Origin of the sequence: Shewanella sp. 10N.286.48.B5, from assembly GCF_002874355.2 — a bacterium.
Taxonomy (GTDB): Bacteria; Pseudomonadota; Gammaproteobacteria; order Enterobacterales; family Shewanellaceae; genus Shewanella.
In genome coordinates this window covers 1,928,512-1,950,426 of sequence record NZ_MCVG02000001.1, presented here as the reverse complement: position 1 = coordinate 1,950,426, position 21,915 = coordinate 1,928,512, and the positions used below count along the sequence as shown (strand labels likewise).

Sequence of the window (21,915 nt, the reverse complement as noted above, 5' to 3'; positions counted from 1 at the left end):
GAATAATGATATAAAAATGAGAGAGCTCATATTTGAGCTGTAAATATAAACAAGAAAATAACCTAATGACTGCTTACACTCGGTAAAATATAATCAGCCGTGTATAAATTTAGCGATGCTAGACCTCATCTTAGTAACATCATTTTAGCAACATCATCTTGCTTTTTAATCCGTTAAAGCCTGCTATACGCTATATTTTACTATTGTTTCTTGCGTTCCTTTCTGAGGATCCTTATCATCCGTATCCCAATTTGAAAAAGGCAACATCATGGCTATCAGAATCAAGCTTAGACCAAAGCGTGAGAAATCACTTGAACGTAAACACCCTTGGGTTTTTGCAAGTGGTATACACAATATTAAAGGAAAACCACAAGCTGGTGAAACTGTTGATGTTGTAGCCCATGATGGTCATTGGTTAGGTCGTGGTGCTTGGTCACCAGAGTCGCAAATTCAAGTGCGTATTTGGAGCTTTGATAAAGAAGAAGCTATCGATAGAGACTTTTTTGTTCGCCGCATTCAACGAGCCCAAGCAGGCCGTGAAGCATTAATTGCTGAGCAGGGTTTAACCGGTTACAGACTGGTTGCTGCTGAGTCAGATGGACTGCCTGGCATAACCATTGATAAATACGCTAATGTATTAGTGTGCCAGTTACTTAACACGGGCGCAGATTACTGGCGTGATACCTTAGTATCAGTCCTCGCTGAGCTTTATCCTGATTGCGCTATCTATGAGCGCTCAGATGTTGACTCTCGTAAAAAAGAGGGGTTAAAGCCGGTAACGGGTTTACTTCATGGTGAGCTGCCAGAAATGCCAGTGATCATTGAAGAAAACGGCATTAAAATCGCAGTTGATGTCACTAAAGGTCATAAGACCGGCTTTTATTTAGACCAACGTGATAACCGCAATATTGCTGCCAGATTTGTAAAAGACAAGTCAGTACTTAACTGTTTTTGTTACACCGGCACCTTTGGCTTATACGCCGCTAAAGGCGGCGCATCGAGCATTGAAAACGTTGATGTGTCGGCGTTAGCGTTAGATACCGCCCGTAAAAATATGCAAATCAATGGCTTTAATGATGACCATGTTAATTACCATGAAGCTGATGTATTTAAGCTATTACGCCAGTACCGTGACGAGGGTAAAACCTTTGATGTTATTGTATTAGACCCACCAAAATTTGCCGATAATAAAGCCCAACTAAACGGTGCTTGTCGCGGATACAAAGATATCAACATGATTGCGATGCAGTTATTAAATCCAGGCGGCATTTTACTGACATTCTCTTGTTCTGGGCTGATGCCTGCGGACTTATTCCAAAAGGTTGTGGCAGATGCAGCCTTAGATGCCAAGCGTGATGTACAGTTTATTGACCGCTTAAGCCAAGCCAGCGATCACCCAATCGGTAGCGGCTTCCCTGAAGGATTCTATTTAAAAGGCTTAGTTGCTAGAGTCTGCTAATTTTACACCATTTGCGCTGAAGCTTGCTTCAGAGCTGGGGATTTAAGGCTACCTACGGGTAGCCTTTTTTATGCCAAAAATAACTTGAAGTAGGCAGATATTAAGGTCAGACTTTTTGTCTTTACAGCAGCATCTTGAATCATAAGATATGATTCAACTAACCAATAAAAAAGTTAGACTTTTTATCTGCCCTCAGTGGTCTTTTCACTTAAAAATACGCTGGCTTTAGAATGCGTAAAACCCTATCACTTATATAACACTCGTTTATGCCTGGATTCGCTCTGTGATGATCTGCTCAATTTTACTAGGCTATTACTGTGTTTATTGATAGCACAGTATAACTAGACTACTTTTAGGCTAGGTTTTGTCGTTCTGGACCTCGATGTGTTCGAGATAAATTGATATTGAACTAGCTTGTTAGGCCATATAGGCGCATATTCAATAAACCCACGCCAAGTGATTGAAGGAGTGGCAAATTACTCGCTATGACAGAATGAGATAAAGATAACTCATTGGTGACAAGCCATACCAACCCAAGCAGCAAAGGTTAAACTCAATAACAAAATATTTCTATTCAAATTCATTCCTTATCATTGATTAATTGAATCGCTGAATGAGATGGGAAAGATTATTCCTGAAGCAACAGCAAATTTTTTGCCACAAAACCATCAATAATCATTTGATGCAAACGCAACAAACCAAGAGGTTGCCAATTGACTATGTATAATTTTTTTTTGAAGTACTACAGCCGCACAATGGTAATTTTTCTTTGTGTTATCTTGTCAGGTTGCGCGATTTTTGTGGGTTTTAATTACGATAAGTTATACGGTAAAGCGCAGCCCCAACAGCGCATGGTAGAAACAAACTCAGTTCAAGCTCAAAGCTATATTAATGAGGTTAAACCTATAATCGATAACCGATGTGTTGTCTGCCACGCTTGTTACGATGCGCCTTGTCAACTTAAGATGTCATCCGCTGAAGGTATAGACCGTGGTGCGAATAAAGATAAAGTGTACCAAGGTACGCGGTTACTTTCTGCAAATACTACTCGCATGTTTCTCGATGCCCAAACAACTGCGCAATGGCGTGATAAAGGCTTTACTCCAGTACTGAATGAACGCTCACAATCACCAGCAGCCAATATACAAGCCGGTGTTATTGCGCGAATGCTACTGTTAAAACAAAGCCATCCTTTACCAACAGAAGACATACTTGATGACTCGTGGGACTTCTCCCTTGATCATAACCAACAGTGCCCATCGATTGAAGAAATGGACAGCTATGAAGAGGATTTCCCTAAATGGGGGATGCCTTATGGCTTACCGCAAATATCAAACAATGAAAATAATATCTTGTTGCAGTGGCTTGTGGATGGAGCACCAATGACAGCTGTCGCTCCTCCTTCAAGCAATGAACTTATAGCGGTGGAGAAATGGGAAACATTCCTCAATAAAAAATCATTAAAACAACAACTAACAAGTCGCTATATATTTGAACATTTGTTTGTTTCACATTTATATTTCGAGAACGAGGAAATTGGCCTGCAAGGGGTACCCACTTTTTTTAAATTGGTTAGATCGAAAACCGCCCCTGGGGAAGTCGTCGATGTCATCGCAACACGTCGACCTTACGATGATCCAAAGACAGATTCGTTTTACTATCGCTTAGAACAAGTGCGCGAAACCATTGTCGATAAAACACATATGCCATATGCACTCAGCGATAAAAAGCTTGAGCGTATAAAGTCATTGTTTATTGAACCAAATTATACAGTTAGCGCTTTACCAAGTTATAAACCATCAGTTGCTGCAAATCCGCTTATCGCCTTCACAGAATTACCCGTAGAGGCGCGCTATAAGTTCATGCTTGATAATGCGCAAAATACCATTATGGCGTATATAAAAGGCCCGGTATGTCGAGGACAGCTTGCACTTGATGTTATTAATGACAGATTTTGGGTGTTTTTTGTCGACCCTGATATGTCTAGCCTCTCACAATTAAATGAATTTTATCGCTCACAGGCCGACAACCTGACCCTTCCTGCTGAGGAGGAAAGTAATACTTTGCGGCCTGTGAGTAATTGGATTAAATATGCTAGACAACAGGGCCGCTTTCTTCGGGCTAAAAATGCATTCTTGGAAGAAGAATTCGAAAATAATGAGCACTTAACCACTCAGCTTATTTGGGACGGCAATGGTACGAATGCTAATGCTAGCCTAACGGTATTTCGCCATTTTGATAATGCATCAGTCGTGAAAGGCTTAATCGGTGAGCAACCTAAAACCGCTTGGGTTATCAGTTATTCGTTATTAGAGCGCATTCATTACCTGCTTGTGGCTGGTTATGATGTCTATGGTAATTTTGGCCATCAATTAATTACTCGCATGTACATGGATCTTCTTCGCATGGAAGGTGAGTCGAACTTTTTAACCTTGTTACCAACGAAAAACCGTCACCAAGAGCTTGCTGATTGGTATCAAGATGCAAGTCTGTATTTAACAGATCATCTTGAAGGCAATATCAATGAGTTCAGTAAACCCACAGAAGTTATTTATACGACAAACGACCCTAAGCATGAATTATTGCAAATGCTCAAACAGCGAGTCGCAAAGGTAACGCCAACTCGTTATGCACTTGAGTCAACCCAGCTTTCAGATGAGAGTAAGGCGCACCTTCAAAGGATTAATCATCTACAAGGGGAAAATGCATCTATATTCCCTGAACTTACTTATATTGTGATTGAAGCTGCAGATACCTCTGTTGAACCTCAGCTTTTCACCCTAATAAGAAACAGTGCCCATAAAAACATCTCTAGCTTATTTGATGAAGAATCCAACCGGCTATATAAACGCGATAATGTGACACTGGTTAACGGCCTACTTGGAAGTTACCCCAATGCTTTTTGGCGCGTAAAAGAAGCTGAGCTGCCCGCATTAGTCGCTCAAGTTCTTAAGGTTAAAACCAATGCTGATTACAAAAGATTGTTAGATAACTATGGCGTTCGAAGAACTGACCCTGCTTTTTGGGCATTCAGTGACACCTTGATGACGCAATACAAAAAAAATCATCCAATAGATGCAGGCATACTTGATTACAATCGAATTCAAAACAGATAATCATATTAGCGATGAAAGATAATTGGCTTCAATATTACTAGTATTCTTGTATATGATTTTAAAATAATTTAACTGTTGTTTCCGAGAAATTTGTTATCAATTTAACTCATCATTTTGTTTGAGTGGCCAAGGGGGAATGGTCACTCATTTAGAACCGAGCCAAGCTTTATTAGTCCGCGTTGATTTGTTTGTGTACGCCCAGCATGGGCATGAACTAATGAGGTGAAAGTCCTCTGTAGGAAGATCACCGTTACTCTTTCTAAAAGAGAATAACATACTGTTATTAAACGTTAACTACTAGCGAATGGCAAGGGCTTATCCGCGAGGATTGGTCTGAAGGAAGCCGCTAGCACTTTTTTATCGGCAACAGGCGAGCTGATGAACAAGAACATCATATGAGGCGTAGGCTAGAGATGAGTTGGCAGGGTCTGCCCCGCGAAGCAAGGGTACAAGACGACGAAATCACGTGATCTAATGGCCACCGTAAATGATGCAGCAGTGCAAAGAAAGTTCATGCTCCTTCTCTACCAATAAAGAGTGGGGAGATTTGCTTAACTCGCGATCGGTCACTAACCAGTAAGGCTCTGGTTTATAAGTGCCTTGGCTTTTCAGCGTCATCGACTGAAAAGAGCGAATCAGATGGAAACCGATAGCGCATGACGGGGCAACTCGGCATGTGATTATGCAGAAGGCAGCAGACGGCATACGACTGCATGGATGCAGGAGGTAGAGCAACGCAGGAGCAGTTGCCGAGTAGCCCAACGCCCATCGTAATGGTTGGGATATGGTGAAGGCCTGAACATTTAGAAGAAGGAGGAGTCTTGTCAAACTTGTCGATACCCACTACGTCGCCAGACGATTACTATCAGCAGCGTATTGATCTGTAACCCGCCTTCAACAGCGATTTATTCCAGCAACTACTCGAACCTGAAAATCTACACCGAGCGTGGCGTCAAGTTAAAGCCAATAAAGGCGCACCAGGCATCGATGGCATGACCATCGAAGCTTTCCCGCTTTGGATGCAACAAGGCGGCTGGCAACAGTGTAAATCTCAATTAGAGCGAGGTGAGTATAAGCCCTCAGCAGTAAGGCGTGTTGAGATCGACAAACCCGATGGCGGTATACGCAAATTGGGGATCCCTAACGTCATTGACCGTGTGATACAGCAAGCGATAGCTCAAATACTCACGCCACTGTTTGACCCATTCTTCTCGACTAACAGCTTTGGTTTTAGGCCGAATAGAAATGCCAAACAAGCGGTACTGCAAGTAAGGGATATCATCAAACAGAAACGCAAATTTGCCGTCGATGTTGATCTGTCTAAGTTCTTTGACCGAGTTAATCATGATCTCTTGATGACTCAACTTAGAAGTAAGGTGCAGGATAAGCGTCTGTTGGCGCTTATTGGTAAGTACCTACGAGCAGGTGTGATGGTCAATGGCCAATTTGAAGCAAGCTTTGAAGGTGTGCCTCAAGGTGGTCCACTCTCGCCATTACTCTCTAACATTATGTTGGATAGTCTGGATAAAGAGCTGGAAAGCCGAGGGCATAAATTCGCCCGCTACGCGGACGACTTTATCATTTTGGTAAAGTCTATTCGAGCGGGAGAACGAGTACTCAAGAGCATCACTCAATACCTTGCCACTAAGCTAAAACTGGTTGTTAATGAACAGAAAAGCCAAGTGGTTAAGGTAAGTCAAAGCAAGTTCCTAGGCTTCACATTTAATCGCGGGAAAATCCAGTGGCATGCTAAAACATTGCACATTTTCAAACAAAAGATGAGACGACTAACGAACCGAAATTGGGGCGTTAGTATGGAATATCAGCTGTTTAAAGTGCGTCAATACATGCAAGGCTGGATCAATTACTTTGGCATCGCTAATGCTTATCAAGGGTGTGTCGATTTAGACCATTGGATCCGTCGTCGCGTACGTATGTGCTACTGGCGTCAGTGGCGAAAACCACGGACTAAGGTGCAAAACCTACTTAAACGTGGCGTCAAAATTCAAGTGGCCGTTGGTTGTGGTATCACAAGCAAAGGCCCATGGAGAAGTTCAAAAACACCAGGGATCCAGCAAGCGTTGAGTAATGAGTATCTGAAGAAAGCAGGATTATATTCACTAAGAGATGGATGGGTCGCAGTTCACTATCCTAACCAGAAAGTTTAGTTAGGTGTTCTAAATGAACCGCCCTGTGCGGAGCCGCATGCAGGGTGGTGTGGGGGCTGGAGGTTAGATACCTCCGGCTACCCGATGATAAGCCACTGGCACAACATTGTTTTTAGGCTTTAAACCAAACAAAAACCTTAAAATATTTGATGGTTTAATAAGATACCAACAAATTAGGGAGGTAACTAAAAAGGATAAAGCGAAAAGAGAAATAACCTTTAATAATATTGGTGCTTGCCATGCGATGACATAATAGCCTATTACCACAATTACGGTTTGGTGAAAGATATAAAAAGGGTAGATTAACTCGTTACTAAGACTTATCCATTTTGGTGTTTTTGTAAAATAGAATTGCGCATAACCTAAAATAGTTAAGAATGCAGACCATGCAACTAAGCAACAAACCAACCACCAAATAGACCAACGCATATCTAGTGACAAGTACTCACTTAAGTCAGGGGAGTAATAATAAGAATAAAAAAGTATCGTGCTAAATACTAACAACAGTAAATTATAAAATCGTTGGTCACATATTGCTTGCCAAATAATGTTGCTACGAACAAAGAGCATGCCGGAAATAAAAAAGAAAAAATAGAAAGCTGAGGAAGATAAATTTTCTATCTTTTTATCTTCAATTGGAAAAGTTAACGAAAAATACACTTTTATTATTATGAGTAATGTTACAAGTAGATATAGCCCTATTTTGTATTTTGACAATTTTTGTACAAAGTTAATTATTGATGCGCCTAAAGATGAGCTAAATAATTTGTTTAATGGGATAGCAAGCAAGAAAAACACAAAGAGATACTCTATGAACCAAAGGTGATTAGTTTCGAATTTTAAAGCAAGAGATGGGTATTCTTGCCAATATGATTGCATCTCAACAATATTTTCCATGTAAACTTGTGGAGGAATCACTAACAAAGAGCCAATCAAAAGGGGAATAAATAATCTTAGAAATTTGTCCTTGACAAATTTCACTACCGTTACCTTTGATAGCAAGATAACAGAGCCAACACCTGAAATAAAAAATAAGATTGGCAATCTAAATTGTTCAAAATACACCATGATATCATCGAGCATTTTGCTCGAATCGTTATTCATAATGTGCCAACCATCTCCATTAAAAGGCATGCACACATGATGAAGGAATACTGCAAAAATCAATATCACTCGTAGCCAATCTAATTCGGAAAACCTTACAGTGTTTTTCAATTCCATTTGATAACCTTATAATTTAACAGGTGCCATAATCTGCGTGGCTTATAACGCTTCAAATATGGGGCGCACGTTGTTTGTGCGTCCCTGCCATAATTTGTTTGTGTACGCCCAGCATGGGCATGAACTAATGAGGTGAAAGTCCTCTGTAGGAAGGTCACCGTTTATTAACATGCTGTTATTAAACGTTAACTACTAGCGAATGGCAAGGGCTTATCCGCGAGGATTGGTCTGGAGGAAGCCGCTAGCAAATTTGCGAGCTGATGAACAAGAACATCATATGAGGCGTAGGCTAGAGGTGAGTTGGCACAAGACGACGAAACCACGTGATCTAATGGCCACCGTAAATGATGCAGCAGTGCAAAGAAAGTTCATGTTCTTATCTGGGGAGATCTACTTAACACGCGATCGGTAATTAACCAGTAAGGCTCTGGTTTATAAGTGCCTTGGCTTTTCAGCGCCATCGACTGAAAAGAGCGAATCAGATGGAAACCGATAGCGCATGACGAGGTAACTCGGCGTGTGATTAAGCAGAAGTCAGCAGACGGCATAGTAGCCCAACGCCCATCGTAATGGATGGTACATGGTGAAGGCCTGAACATTTAGAAGAAGGAGGAGTCTTGTCAAACTTGTCGATACCCACTACGTCGCCAGACGATTACTATCAGCAGCGTATTGATCTGCAACCGGCCTTCAACAGCGATTTATTCCAGCAACTACTCGAACCTGAGAATTTACATCGAGCTTGGCGGCAAGTTAAAGCCAATAAAGGCGCGGCTGGTATCGATGGTATGACTATCGAAGCCTTCCCGATTTGGATGCAACAAGGTGGTTGGCAACAGTGTAAAACTCAACTTGAGCAAGGTAAATATCTACCCTCAGCGGTCAGGCGTGTAGAGATCGATAAACCCGATGGCGGTAAACGCAAATTGGGGATCCCGAACGTCATTGACCGTGTCCTACAGCAAGCGATAGCCCAAATACTCACTCCACTGTTTGACCCATTTTTCTCGGATAATAGCTTTGGCTTTAGGCCGAATAGAAATGCCAAACAAGCGGTACTGCAAGTTAAGGGTATCATCAAACAGAAACGTAAATTTGCCGTTGATGTTGATCTGTCCAAGTTCTTTGACCGAGTTAATCATGATTTACTCATGACTCAAATAAAGAGCAAGGTACAGGATAAGCGCCTTTTGGCGCTTATTGGTAAATACCTACGTGCAGGGGTGATGGTCAACGACCAATTTGAAGCAAGCTTTGAAGGAGTACCTCAAGGCGGTCCACTCTCGCCTTTACTATCAAACATTATGTTGGATAGTTTGGATAAAGAGCTGGAAAGCCGAGGGCATAAATTCGCCCGCTACGCGGACGACTTTATCATATTGGTTAAATCTCAACGAGCAGGTGAACGGGTACTTAATAGCATTACTCACTATCTTGCTACTAAGCTAAAACTGGTCGTTAATACACAGAAAAGCCAAGTGGTTAAGGTAAGTCAAAGCAAGTTCCTCGGGTTTACCTTTAACCGAGGAAAGATCCAGTGGCATGCTAAAACATTACACATTTTCAAACAAAAGATGAGGCGGCTGACGAACCGAAACTGGGGCGTGAGCATGAGTTATCAATTGTTTAAAGTGCGTCAATACATGCAAGGCTGGATCAACTATTTTGGCATCGCTAATGCTTATCAAGGGTGTGTCGACTTAGACCATTGGATCCGTCGTCGCGTACGTATGTGCTACTGGCGTCAGTGGCGAAAACCACGGACTAAGGTGCAAAACCTACTTAAACGTGGCGTCAAAATTCAAGTGGCCGTTGGTTGTGGTATCACAAGCAAAGGCCCATGGAGAAGTTCAAAAACACCAGGGATCCAGCAAGCGTTGAGTAATGAGTATCTGAAGAAAGCAGGATTATATTCACTAAGAGATGGATCGCAGTTCATTATCCTAACCAGAAATTTAGTTAGGGCTCTAAATGAACCGCCCTGTGCGGAGCCGCATGCAGGGTGGTGTGGGGGCTGGAGGTTAGATACCTCCGGCTACCCGATTATACGTTTGAATACCAATAACCATAATATAGGCATTAACGTAATTTCTAAAAAGATACCTATAGAACCTATATCTCCATTAATCAGAGTTTGTTGTACAAACCTAATTAGCCCTTGAGGGTCTATAAATATAGAGTGTATGTTACCGTGAAAGATCATAGAAGATAAAATAACAGCTGAAATGACAATCCATTTTCTAGGCTGCTCATAGCTATGAACTATATAAGTAGGAATAAATGCAGCTAAACTTATACCAATAAAATTTTGAGTTATATGATAAAAGTGGAAATTGTCTTGCCACTCAAACCACCAAAATATTTTACCTGCGGCAGCAATACCAATCATAGCGATAGTAAGAAGGAAATAGACATAGCCTATTACTAAGCTGAATAGTGCTCCTTTAATATATTTCATACTCCATCCTTGAGAAACGTATAACAGCTTATTCAATAGCAGCACAATAATGTTCCAGGCTGCTCAATTCAAACCTCAAAGATACCATTGCTAAGTCATTGTTGTAAATCGAATGTTTTTCATAAATACGTAAGTAATGCTCAAAATATTGCCGGAGAAAGAATGCGTCTTTGTTTACGTGGTCTATACAACACTTTAAAAAAATTCGCAGTAGATTGATATGTATGGGTTTTCTCGAATGTTACAAAATTATCGATGCGTAAAAAGCTCATTTTACGCATCCTTTGGCGCCAGAATTATCTCAATTTGGAGAAAATCAGTTATACCTGTATAGGCAACCAGTCATTTGGACGACAAGTAAGGCGGTCATAATCGATTAGAAAAAGTGTAGTGGTATAGCGAATTTGGCCACTCTATTGAAGGTGATATTAGATTATTGAGGGTAAATACAAATGACTAAACCTCGAGAGATATCCATTTCAAACACGTTTTGGGCATAAATGTGTTACGATCACTAACTTTATACTTCATTTAAATTGGCTCAGTTACAGCAGGCCATTACTCCAATCTAATCCATTGCCTGCCGCAGGCTTATGTGCAGATGCATCCAAGACACGCCGTGAACACATCCCTGTGGGCTCTGCGAAAACAAATAACATCCATGTTAAACGGCCAGTTCGGCATCCATGCCTCTCGATTAGAGCGTTTCACACTGTGAAACTTCGCCATGTTTTGGTCATATTTGTTCCCTACAAATAATGACATTCCCTCCATCCTTGGCAGTCAGAAGCTCGCTGCTGCATCTACACTGGAATTATTCTCTCTTCGATTTGACTTTATTTGTTGCAATTAAAAAGCTAAAAATACCAAGAATCTAATCAGCTAAAAGACTCAATATGAATTGAGGTCATCGAGAAAAGCCGTGAGCTTGGCATGGATGCCAAGCTAGCTTCCGCGGTGCATGGATGCACCATCGGAAGCGCTAGCATTTTTGAATAAGACCGAAGCAGTCTACAAACGAAGTCAGAAGCTGGATCAATCCCCGTCGAAAATCATGCGTTTTTCAGCATTTTTCGTTGGGGTGCTGAGGGATTGTTAAGCGCCACGACGTTAATCCAAACGGAGTTTGGAAATTAAGTGAAATCCAGCGTTATAAATCTGCTGTGAACTCAGTACCGCGACGTTGATTTATTCAAAATGGCTATGGGGCATAAACGCTTTAGCAAGCTAATATCTGCCATCAAAAGTAAGTTAGAAAGTTACTATCTAGCTTGAAAGAAATCTTGCTCTAAGAAGTCTAAACAACTGCTATAGTTAAGTTTACTGACTGATATATAGGTGACATGATGAAGTTAAAATTAATGATGTTAATAAGCGCTGTGCTTTTGTTCCTTGCTAGTCCTTCCTATGCTAAGGATGGTTATCAGATATCCACCTCAACTAGCGGCACCTTTATTAAAGCGTATCCACTGGATAATAATCAAACGGTCGTGATTGCAGAAGGGCGGCTTGAACCACGATCAATTGGTACTATGAGCATTAAATTATATGCTGACTTAAATGTGGGAGATTTTATTGATGGGCTGATTATTGCCCGAGATGGCACCATATTGTCGGTGGCTATTGAGTCTGAACCGCTTCGCAAAATAACCATTACCACAGTAACTGCAGGTAGCGGTAATTATGAAAACACGCAGCTGGTTTGTATCAATAATGACAGCTTGTCATTATGCTAATAGGGCATTTACGGCCTTTATTCCTATGTTGTATTCAATGAATGAATGAATAACCAAAAAGCCACTTAAAGTGGCTTTTATTGTGTGGAGAGATAGATTTTAGCAGCCTTGTTAATTTAACAAGTCAAAGGCACACTAGCCAATAAGCCTCTAACTCATCCAGTAAAGCCCTAAGCTTGCTAAACAGGCGAGTAATACACTGGCTTCAAAAATAATTTTACTGCTTAACAGCTTGGTTTTACCTTCTTTCAAATTGGCAATCAATTCGTTTTGCTTGTACACCCGACAGGTAAGCTGTTCTGTTTGGGGATCAATAAGCAACTGCAACATGCAAGGTTTGCCATTTTGTAGCTTAATTTGGTGAGTACTGCGCTGACCAAAGTTAATTTTGCTTGAAACCACTTTGTCGTTAACTAATACTCGCTCAACACCACTCCAGTCACTGGCATGCAACTCAATTTTCTCTTGATTCAGCTGATATGTAAAACTTGTCATGACCTACTCCTTGGCTGCTAAAGCTACCTTAAGATAAGCAGACAAATATGACGTTTTCCAGTTTATCAGATGAACTATTTTTGAATCTTAGACTATGTACTTGTTGAGATAAGGAAAATATTTTTTATTTCAAAAGCTGACAATACTTGTATATTCGGCGTAATACAGGGGGCCACACTTGAGATTGGCAATGATTTTAACCTCAAGGGGCGAATAAGTGGAGAGTGATATACCTGCAATCACTAGATGCCTTTTTAAGCGGCGCTGCAGCCTAAATGACAATAATGAGATAGCAGATCTCGCCAGCTTACGATTCCAATAAGCTGTTGGTTTTTAAGTACTGGTAAACAAGTTATACCTTCAGTTAGTAATATATGTGAGGCTTGTTCAATTGTTATCTCTGGCCCTATGGTGATCGGATGGTGTGACATTACCTGATGAACTCGTTTTTGCAGTGTATCAATGTCGCGGGTTAACTCGGCAGCTGTGCCTAAATTGGGACTTATGGCGTTAAATAAATCTTTTCGTGATAAAACACCTGCAACTTGATTATGCTCATCCTTCACCACTAAATGATGAAATGGCATATTATCAAAAATGTTTTTAGCGATAGTTATTCTGTCATCCATTTCAACAGTGACAACTCGAGGACTCATTACATGTTCAATTGTTTTCATCGCTTCCTCCCATTCCTTTATTAAGTTATATCAGACAATTGCAGCGACAACAAATATCAAATTAAGATACAGTTTATGAGGTTAAATTCAGCTACTTTGAGGTGTACAGTTCAAAGCTTTCAAAGCTTTCAAAGCTTATTTCTGAGTTATCGCTGAGTTAACAGCTGAGTTTAAACAGGAATTGAAAGATAAATTTAAAATTGATTCAAGATGGGTATAAAGTTAATTTATTGACCTGTCAGAAGTCGGAAACAAAAAGAGCACCTTAAATAGGTGCTCTTTAGCAATTAATGTGCGTTTAAGTATTTTTACTTAATCGGCTGCTATTAAATCAACTGCGCTAACAGTTACTTTGCGCCATTGATAATGGCACGTGCCATATCATCAGCAACATCGCCTGTGGTGCGGTTTTCTGCATCAGCTTGGCTAAATATTTTTAGTAGCGTGTTGTAGATTTCTTCAACTTTTTGAGTTGATTTAGCTGCATCATAGTCACTTTCAAACGAAACATTAATGATACCGCCAGCATTAATGACATAGTCAGGGGCGTATAAAATTCCCATGTCTTTTAATGTTTCACCATGGCGTACTTCTGCTAATTGGTTATTGGCACAACCTGCAACAATCGTTGCTTTTAATAACGGGATAGTCGTGTCATTGATAGTGGCACCTAAAGCACATGGCGCATACACATCAACATCTTGAGTATAAATGTCTTGTGGAGCAACCACTGTCGCGCCAAATTCAGTCGCCACTTTATCAAGTGATGCTTGATGAATATCAGTTACGATTAATTCAGCGCCTTCTTCATGCAGGTGTTTACATAAGTAATATCCCACATGACCCACACCTTGAACTGAAATTTTAAGGCCTTTTAAGCTATCAAGACCACGTTGGTGTTTTACCGCTGCTTTAATGCCAAGGTAGGTACCTAAAGCAGTATAAGGTGAAGGATCACCACTTTTACCTTCAAGGCCTGCCATGTATGGGGTTTCTTCATGAGCAATCATGATATCGGCTGTGGTTACGCCAACATCTTCCGCTGAAAAATATTTACCGCCAAGTGTATGAATACAGCGGCCAAAAGCGCGGAATAACGCTTCACGATCTGTAGTTTTAGGATCGGCAAGGATCACTGACTTACCGCCACCCATGGTTAATCCAGCAAGTGCATTTTTATAAGTCATACCACGTGAAAGACGTAATACGTCAGTCAGTGCTTCATCATCTGAATCGTAGTTCCACATACGACACCCGCCAACTGCTGGCCCAAGGTTAGTATTGTGAATGGCAATAATTGCTTTTAAGCCACTTTCTTTGTCGTTACAAAACACGACCTGTTCGTGTTCATCAAACGAGACATGATTAAATAGAGCCACTTGTGATCTCCGCTGTGCGATTTATTAGTCGTCAACCACTGCTGATTAACGACGGCTTATGATATTTATTGCAGAACGATAGCATTTAGCGATACTCTCAACAAAGTTAGATTCATTTAATTTTGTGATCTACGTGGCAATTTTGCTTGCCACTTTACGTAAACGTAAACTTTTTAATCGTTTCGTAACATTTTGAGCTGAAAATGAGTGCAATTGTTGAATTAATGATGACAACAAATAACAATAAAATAGGAAGGTAGTATGAGTGAATCAGTGGCTGAGCCGACAACTGCGCAACAAGATCCTGAGCAATTAAGACAGGAATGGGTAAAAACACAATTTCAAAAAGCGAACCGATTTCTCGCTGAAAAAGGTGTAATACCATCAAAAGTCATTGCTGATGAAAGCCGTTATTTAGTGCCTTATTTAGCGATTTGGAAAATGGAGTCCAAGCAGCCAACTAAGCAAACATTTTGGGTGATGTCTGGTGATTTACCGTCTGATTATGTTGATGTTAAAGTTGCTGCAACTGCCCGCGATGCGATTCGTCATTTTTCAATGATGTGGCAACTTAAAGCAGAAAACCTACATAAGTCAGGGGTGACCCGAGATGAAACTCAATTGAAGTTTGCTAACTTATTAGTGTCTCGTGCTGAAAGTCTTTATAAGATGCATGGTGATGAAAAACTTTGGGCTGATCAAGCCTAGCAGCTATATTTGAAAACGCCGTAATTAGCTGTTTTCAATAAAAATAACAAAGGCACTTGATAGTGCCTTTTTTGTTGCCTAATCTGCAGTAAATAATTCACGCTATAGAAAGTGGCTTATCTACTACTTACTATTTAGATGACGCTGCATTAGGTTTTGGTTTACCTGTGCCATTGATAGCTTTTGATCTTCAAGTAACACGATTAAGTGATACATTAGATCTGAAGCTTCATTGATCAATTCTTCTTTATCATTAGTGGCTGCCGCTAGTGCTGTTTCTAAACCTTCTTCACCGACTTTTTGGGCAATTCGTTTGGTGCCACGCTCAAATAAAGATGCGGTATAACTTGATTCGGCGCTTTGGCCTTTGCGAGAAATAATCACATTGGTTAAGTTATCGATAAAGCTATGGGCATTACCATCTTCCCAGCAGCTTTCTGTGCCGGTATGACAAGTTGGGCCATTAGGGATGACTTGCACAAGCAAGCTGTCATTATCGCAATCTTGATCGATGGCGACTAAATCTAGGGTATTGCCTGAGGTTTCACCTTTTGTCCACAAGCGCTGTTTTGAGCGACTAAAAAAGGTGACTTTGCCTGTTTCAAGGGTTTTAGCCAGTGCTGCTGGGTCCATATAACCTAGCATCAAGACTTTACCGGTAAGGTGGTTTTGCACTACAGCAGGAATTAAGTTTTGTTGTTTTTCCCAATCTAACTTACTGCCATCAAAGGTAATTTGTGTTGTCATAGTGTTCTCTGTTGTTTTGTAAGTTATAGCCTGATCGCGATCTTGTGCTGGGCTAGGTATTGTTTTAATTCATTGATATCAATAATGCCTTTATGAAACACACTCGCTGCAAGGGCGGCATCGACATTCGCTTGTTCAAACACCTCTTTGAAATGTGCCATGGTGCCAGCACCGCCGGATGCTATTAATGGTACATCACATATGGCTCTGACGATGCTCAGTTGTGTAATGTCGTAACCACCGCGCACACCATCTTGGTTCATTACATTTAAAACAATTTCACCACAGCCGCGTTTTTGGACTTCTTCAACCCAATCTTGGGTGTACCATTGGGTGTCTTTAGTGGCGGCTTCATCACCAGTAAATTGCTTTACTTTATAGCTGTTTGAGTCGGCGTCATAAAATGAATCAATGCCAATCACAATACATTGACGGCCAAACTCATCTTGAAGCCTTGATATCAAGCTAGGATCTGTAAGCGCTGGCGAGTTGATGGAGATTTTATCTGCGCCATAGGCCAGCATTTGCCGAGCTTGCTCAATGGTTTTAATGCCGCCAGCGACGCAAAACGGAATATCAATTTGCGCAGCAACCCGGCTTACCCAGGATTTATCTATGACCCGTTCATGGGCACTGGCGGTAATATCGTAAAAGACTAATTCATCGGCGCCTTCTTGGGCGTAACGCGCCGCAAGGGGCTCAATATCACCGATAATTTCATGATTACGAAATTGCACTCCTTTGACCACTTGGCCATCGCGCACATCAAGGCAAGGTACTAGGCGTTTGGCCAACATGTTATTGCCTCCTCAACGGTAAAGTTTTGAATAAGTAGTGCTTTACCTATGATAATACCATCGGCGTTACTGTCTCTCACCGCAGCGACATCATCAAGTGAGGCAATGCCACCTGATGCTTGCCAGTTGATGTCAGGGTAGGTGGTTGCTAGCTCTTGATAAAGCTCATTGTTAGCACCTTGAAGGGTACCATCACGGCTAATATCAGTGACTAAAGCATGTTTAAGGCCAACGGTTTTAAATTCACTGACTAAGGATTCAAGTGATTTCCCGCCACCGGTTTGCCAACCAGAGACTGCAACAATTTTCTCGCCTTGCTGGTTAATATTGACATCAAGTGCTAAACAAATGGCTTCGCTACCGTATTTTAGCAACCAGCTTTTAACTAATGCTGGTTCTTTAACTGCGAGAGAGCCAATAACGACTCGTTTAACTCCTAGCTCAAGCAGCTCTTTAACTTGCTGTTCGCTGCGAATACCGCCGCCAACTTGTATGTCGGTGCTCAGGCCCGCTACTAATTCACCAATGAGTGCTATTTGGCGTTTTTCAGGGTCTTTCGCACCAGTTAAATCAACAATGTGTAATAGCTTTGCGCCTTGGTCTTGGTATGACTGTAATTGTGCTAATGGGCTTAAATTAAAAGTGGTTTGCTGGGCATAGTCACCTTGGTACAAACGCACTACTTGGCCATCAATTAAATCGATTGCTGGAATGATCATGCTGGTTTCCCCATGTTTAGGAAATTTTGTAATATTTTGGCGCCGACATTGGCGCTTTTTTCTGGGTGAAACTGCACCCCAAAGAAATTATCTTTACCAATGGCGGCGCTAAACTTTTCACCGTATTCTGATGTCGCGATGGTGTATTTATTTATCGGTGCCTTAAAGCTATGGACAAAGTACACGTAACTGCCATCTTCTATCCCTTCAAATAGCGGATGATCTGACACGCTTATTTGGTTCCAGCCCATATGAGGTAGTGGTAGTCCTTTACTATCAAGATGATCAATTTGTGTTGGGATTAAACCAAGGCAAGTAATATCATTGTCACTGCGGCCTGCTTCTGAGCGGCCACCGTGTTCGATAGACTTGTCAGCCATCATTTGCATGCCAAGACAAACACCCATAACCGGTTGCTTGAGCTGTTTAATAACCTCAGTTAAATCACGATTATTGAGGGCATCCATAGCAGCGCCAGCTGTTCCTACGCCAGGCAGTACTACTCTGGTGGCAGCTTTGATAACCTCATGATCACGTGACACGATAACGTCGGCATTTAAGCGTTCAAAGGCAAAGCGCACCGAGCTTAAATTGGCGCAGCCAGTGTCTAAAATCACAGTAGTGTCAGTATTCATACTCACTCCTTACAGGACGCCTTTACTTGATGGCAAAATATCACCTTCAACTTTCACGGCTTGACGAAGGGTGCGGCCCAGCACTTTAAATAAAGCTTCCACTTTGTGGTGATCATTGTCGCCCGTGGTGCTGATATGCAAGGTGCATCGAAGGCCATCAGCAAATGAGCGGAAGAAATGCGGTACCATTTCTGTGGCCATCTCACCGACCATTTCACGCTCAAAATCAGCATTGAATTTGATAAAAGGACGACCTGATATATCCATTAAACACTCACCACTGGCTTCATCCATAGGCAGACTGAAACCAAAACGGGCTATACCACGCTTATCACCTAATGCTTGGCGCAGTGCATCGCCAATGGCAAGGGCGGTGTCTTCTACGCTGTGGTGATCATCAATTTCTAAATCGCCATCAACAGTGACGTCCATTTTGAAATTACCGTGGGTTTGTATTTGATCAAGCATGTGGTCAAAAAAGCCAATGCCGGTGTTGATAACGCCTTTACTGGTGTCATCTAGGTTCACATTGACTCTAATGTCAGTTTCTTTGGTGGTTCTAACCACTTCTGATGTGCGGCCTTTATTGAGCAGTGCATCGGTAATAGCTAACCAATCTAAGCCATCGCGCTGATATTGAAAGCTGGCAATACCCATGGCATTAGCCAGTTCAATATCTGTGTGGCGATCGCCAATAACAGCAGAGGTCGTAAAGTCCACTTTACCTTGGGTTAAGTAATCTTTGACTAAGCCAAGCTTGGGTTTACGACAACTGCAATTGTCAGCATCAAAATGAGGACAGATAACCACATCATCAAATATCACCCCTTGGCTCGAAAAAATGTCCATCATCATGTTATGTGGTGCATCAAAATCAGCTTGTGGAAATGAGTCTGTGCCTAAACCATCTTGATTAGACACCATGACTAAGCGATAGCCCGCTTTTTGTAGCTTAAGCAGAGAAGGGATAACCTGTGGCTCAAACACCAATTTGTCTAAACGATCGAGCTGTTTATCTACTGCTGGTTCTTCAACTAAAGTACCGTCTCGGTCGATAAAGAGTATTTTCTGTTTCATCTTACTTCCTTCAATTTTTATCATTCTGTTTCGCAGGACGTTAACGTCTTAATTTAATGCGTTATGAGTAGCTATTTATCCAGCGATTATATTTTTAATAGGGGTTGAGCGTTTTTTGTATTTAGTTTAAGAGTGAGTTTTTAGCGTTCTGAACATAGTGATTAATCTATCGGTATCGGCTGGTGAGCTAAAACTAAAACGAATACGCGAAGCAAGTCTGTTGTCTTTGTAGGCTCTTGCGACAATGCCCGCTTGTTTTAGTGCGACGGCGACCCGTTCTACATCCTCAAATTCCGCTAAGATGAAATTGCCATTGGCAGGTAATACCTTGGCGCCAAACTCAGTTAAGGTTGCGGATAATCTATTACCTTGCACTTTTAGTGCTTCAACCTGTTGTTGCATCAAGGAGATACCATTTGCGGATAAGGCTTTTTCTGCCACTTGTTGAACAGGTAAAGGCACCGGATAGGGCGCGATGACTCGCATGATTAAATCAATGATGTCGGTATTTGCCATTAAGAACCCACAACGTGCGCCAGCCAGTGCAAAGGCTTTTGATAATGTTCTTAACACCACTAAATTTGGGTACTTAGGAATCAAGTCTGCAACAGAATATTGGGCCGAGAACTCAATATAGGCTTCGTCAATCACCACAATGGCATTAGGCATAGCAGCAATAGCGGCTTCAATGGTGTCTTTATCCATGATGGTGCCAGTGGGGTTATTCGGATTACAAATAAACACCAGTTTGGCATTCTCGACTTGCTGGGCAAAAGCATCAGGTAACTGATAATCTTTGGTTAGCGATAAGTTGGTGATGCCAATATTGAATGTTTTAGCACTGATGGCATACATGCCATAAGTGGGGCCAAAGCACGCAATACTATCAACCGCAGGAACACAAAATGCTCTTATTAATAATTCGATAGCTTCATCAGCCCCGCGGCAAGTGACAATTTTATCTGCGCTCACTTTTGAGTATTCAGCATAAGCATTAATCAAACTTGCTGGCTGGCATTCAGGGTAACGGTTGAGCTTATCAAGTTCATTATTGTTAAATGGCGACTCGTTAGCGTTTATCCATACATCACCTTGACCGCCAATACGCCTTGCACTTTCGTAAGGCGTTAACTCAAGCAGTTCTGGTCGTGCAAGTCTGGCTGCTATTGGCATATTCATCGAATCAGTCATCATCCTAATCTCACTTCACTTTTATTTCACAGGCTGTTTAAACGTATGGCAACGGCTTGCTTATGGGCATCGAGTAATTCATTTTCAGCCAATACCATCACTGTCTCACCCAAGCTTTGTAATCCTTGGGCGCTCAGTTCTTGTACGGTAAAGCGGCGGCTAAAATCTGCAAGGGATAAGCTTGATACAGAGCGGCTATAACCGTATGTCGGCAGTACATGGTTAGTGCCGCTAGCATAATCACCAACAGATTCAGGGGTATAAGCACCCAGAAACACGCTACCTGCGCCGCGAACTTGTTTTAGAACTGCACGTGGGTTGTTGGTTTGAATGATTAAATGCTCCGGCCCATATAAATTAGACACTAAAGCCGCTTGCTCAATATCATTCACAATAATACTGCGACTACAGCTCAGTGCTTGAGCTGCTATATCACTGCGCGATAAGGTCTTTAATTGAGACTCAAGCGCCATATTAACTTTTTCAGCTAACGCCATAGACTCAGTAACTAACATAACTTGTGAATCAGGGCCGTGTTCAGCTTGTGATAATAAATCTGCCGCAACAAACGCAGGCTCAGCGTCTTTGTCGGCAATCACTAATACCTCTGATGGACCTGCTGGCATATCAATAGATACACTGCAGCGACCATCTTGGGATACTAAACGTTTTGCTTCAGTCACAAAGCGATTACCAGGGCCGAAGATTTTGTCTACTTGAGGAATACTTTCAGTGCCAAAGGCGAGGGCGGCAATTGCTTGTGCGCCGCCAACTTGATAAATCTCAGTGATGCCGCATACTTTTGCTGCGTAAACAATGGCATCATTAATTGGTGGCGGGCTAACTAAAACCCGTTGTTGGCATCCAGCAATTTTTGCCGGCAGCGCTAGCATCATTACAGTGGAAATCAACGGCGCACTGCCGCCTGGAATATACAAACCCACATTTTCAATAGCTTCAGAGCGAAGCTCGCAGCGGATCCCTGGCTGAGTTTCAACATCAATAGGGCTAAAGGTTTGTGCCTGATGAAAGCGTTCAATATTTTCTGAGGCCACGGCAATGGCTTGCTTCACCTCATCAGATACGCGGGCGCAGGCGGCATTAACTTGCTGCTCAGTTAACCCTAAGGTGTCGACTTCAACGCCATCAAACTTTTGATTAAAGAGCGTTAACGCTTGATCGCCGTTTTTAACCACAGCATTAATTATGTCGCGCACGGTTTGCTCAACACTATCATCACCAATTAATGGCGAGCGAGCTAAGGCTTGTTGCTGCGCCTTAGCATCAAGCTTGGTCCATTGAAGAATTTGCATTTGCTGCTTCACATTTGCC

At 41.8% G+C, this 21,915-nt stretch carries 16 protein-coding genes and 1 pseudogene; 6 read left to right on the top strand and 11 right to left on the bottom strand.

The features are described from left to right. Positions 1 to 268: 268 nt before the first annotated feature. From BCU57_RS08380 to ltrA (BCU57_RS08370), 3 genes and pseudogenes are all read left to right on the top strand, one after another. Positions 269 to 1,459, top strand: a complete 1,191-nt coding sequence (locus BCU57_RS08380) for a class I SAM-dependent rRNA methyltransferase (protein ID WP_102436505.1) — start codon at positions 269 to 271, stop codon at positions 1,457 to 1,459. A 755-nt stretch (positions 1,460 to 2,214) separates the two neighbouring features. Next, complete coding sequence (locus BCU57_RS08375) at positions 2,215 to 4,575, top strand: fatty acid cis/trans isomerase (RefSeq protein ID WP_102436503.1); 2,361 nt, start codon at positions 2,215 to 2,217, stop codon at positions 4,573 to 4,575. Positions 4,576 to 5,396: 821 nt separating this feature from the next. Beyond that, positions 5,397 to 6,743: pseudogene (gene ltrA, locus BCU57_RS08370) on the top strand (group II intron reverse transcriptase/maturase). Positions 6,744 to 6,806: 63 nt separating this feature from the next. Here the strand turns inward: ltrA (BCU57_RS08370) and BCU57_RS08365 are convergent. After that, complete coding sequence (locus tag BCU57_RS08365; RefSeq protein ID WP_102437046.1) at positions 6,807 to 7,964, bottom strand: acyltransferase family protein; 1,158 nt, start codon at positions 7,962 to 7,964, stop codon at positions 6,807 to 6,809. Positions 7,965 to 8,581: 617 nt separating this feature from the next. On the opposite strand from BCU57_RS08365, the gene ltrA (BCU57_RS08360) reads away from it, so the two are divergent. Together ltrA (BCU57_RS08360) and BCU57_RS08355 are read left to right on the top strand one after the other, a co-directional pair. Next, positions 8,582 to 10,126 (top strand): group II intron reverse transcriptase/maturase, encoded by a 1,545-nt coding sequence (gene ltrA / locus BCU57_RS08360; RefSeq protein WP_413211421.1) that lies wholly within the window; start codon positions 8,582 to 8,584, stop codon positions 10,124 to 10,126. A gap of 1,639 nt (positions 10,127 to 11,765) precedes the next feature. Further along, positions 11,766 to 12,158 carry a PliI family lysozyme inhibitor of I-type lysozyme gene (locus BCU57_RS08355; RefSeq protein WP_102437255.1) on the top strand — a complete coding sequence of 131 codons (393 nt, stop codon included), beginning with the start codon at positions 11,766 to 11,768 and terminating at the stop codon, positions 12,156 to 12,158. A gap of 150 nt (positions 12,159 to 12,308) precedes the next feature. Here the strand turns inward: BCU57_RS08355 and BCU57_RS08350 are convergent, their stop codons facing one another. The 3 genes from BCU57_RS08350 to BCU57_RS08340 all read right to left on the bottom strand — a co-directional run bounded on the left by BCU57_RS08350 (position 12,309) and on the right by BCU57_RS08340 (position 14,709). Beyond that, positions 12,309 to 12,653, bottom strand: coding sequence for a hypothetical protein (locus BCU57_RS08350; RefSeq protein ID WP_102437257.1), 345 nt, complete (start codon positions 12,651 to 12,653; stop codon positions 12,309 to 12,311). A 254-nt stretch (positions 12,654 to 12,907) separates the two neighbouring features. After that, positions 12,908 to 13,330, bottom strand: a complete 423-nt coding sequence (locus BCU57_RS08345) for a CBS domain-containing protein (protein WP_102437259.1) — start codon at positions 13,328 to 13,330, stop codon at positions 12,908 to 12,910. Positions 13,331 to 13,677: 347 nt separating this feature from the next. Continuing rightward, positions 13,678 to 14,709, bottom strand: coding sequence for a Leu/Phe/Val dehydrogenase (locus BCU57_RS08340; protein ID WP_076537679.1), 1,032 nt, complete (start codon positions 14,707 to 14,709; stop codon positions 13,678 to 13,680). 261 nt (positions 14,710 to 14,970) lie between these two features. Between BCU57_RS08340 and BCU57_RS08335 the strand changes: the two genes are divergently transcribed. Further along, positions 14,971 to 15,417: a DUF4826 family protein gene (locus BCU57_RS08335; protein ID WP_102437261.1), complete on the top strand. Its 447-nt coding sequence runs from the start codon at positions 14,971 to 14,973 to the stop codon at positions 15,415 to 15,417. A 123-nt stretch (positions 15,418 to 15,540) separates the two neighbouring features. On the opposite strand, the gene hisIE is transcribed toward BCU57_RS08335, so the two are convergent. From hisIE to hisD, 7 genes are all read right to left on the bottom strand, one after another. Continuing rightward, positions 15,541 to 16,164: a bifunctional phosphoribosyl-AMP cyclohydrolase/phosphoribosyl-ATP diphosphatase HisIE gene (hisIE, locus tag BCU57_RS08330; RefSeq protein ID WP_102437263.1), complete on the bottom strand. Its 624-nt coding sequence runs from the start codon at positions 16,162 to 16,164 to the stop codon at positions 15,541 to 15,543. A gap of 23 nt (positions 16,165 to 16,187) precedes the next feature. Further along, a complete protein-coding gene (hisF, locus tag BCU57_RS08325; RefSeq protein WP_102437265.1) occupies positions 16,188 to 16,961 on the bottom strand; it encodes an imidazole glycerol phosphate synthase subunit HisF in 774 nt (257 codons plus the stop codon). Further along, on the bottom strand, positions 16,943 to 17,680 hold the full coding sequence (gene hisA / locus BCU57_RS08320; protein ID WP_102437267.1) for a 1-(5-phosphoribosyl)-5-[(5-phosphoribosylamino)methylideneamino]imidazole-4-carboxamide isomerase: 738 nt from the start codon (positions 17,678 to 17,680) through the stop codon (positions 16,943 to 16,945). Before hisA ends, hisF begins: the two co-directional genes overlap by 19 nt. After that, positions 17,677 to 18,315, bottom strand: a complete 639-nt coding sequence (hisH, locus tag BCU57_RS08315; protein ID WP_102437269.1) for an imidazole glycerol phosphate synthase subunit HisH — start codon at positions 18,313 to 18,315, stop codon at positions 17,677 to 17,679. Before hisH ends, hisA begins: the two co-directional genes overlap by 4 nt. A 9-nt stretch (positions 18,316 to 18,324) precedes the next feature. Next, positions 18,325 to 19,392, bottom strand: a complete 1,068-nt coding sequence (gene hisB / locus BCU57_RS08310) for a bifunctional histidinol-phosphatase/imidazoleglycerol-phosphate dehydratase HisB (protein ID WP_102437271.1) — start codon at positions 19,390 to 19,392, stop codon at positions 18,325 to 18,327. A gap of 126 nt (positions 19,393 to 19,518) precedes the next feature. Further along, positions 19,519 to 20,586, bottom strand: coding sequence for a histidinol-phosphate transaminase (gene hisC / locus BCU57_RS08305; RefSeq protein WP_102437273.1), 1,068 nt, complete (start codon positions 20,584 to 20,586; stop codon positions 19,519 to 19,521). Positions 20,587 to 20,609: 23 nt separating this feature from the next. Next, positions 20,610 to 21,896: a histidinol dehydrogenase gene (gene hisD / locus BCU57_RS08300; RefSeq protein WP_102437407.1), complete on the bottom strand. Its 1,287-nt coding sequence runs from the start codon at positions 21,894 to 21,896 to the stop codon at positions 20,610 to 20,612. Positions 21,897 to 21,915 lie beyond the last annotated feature (19 nt).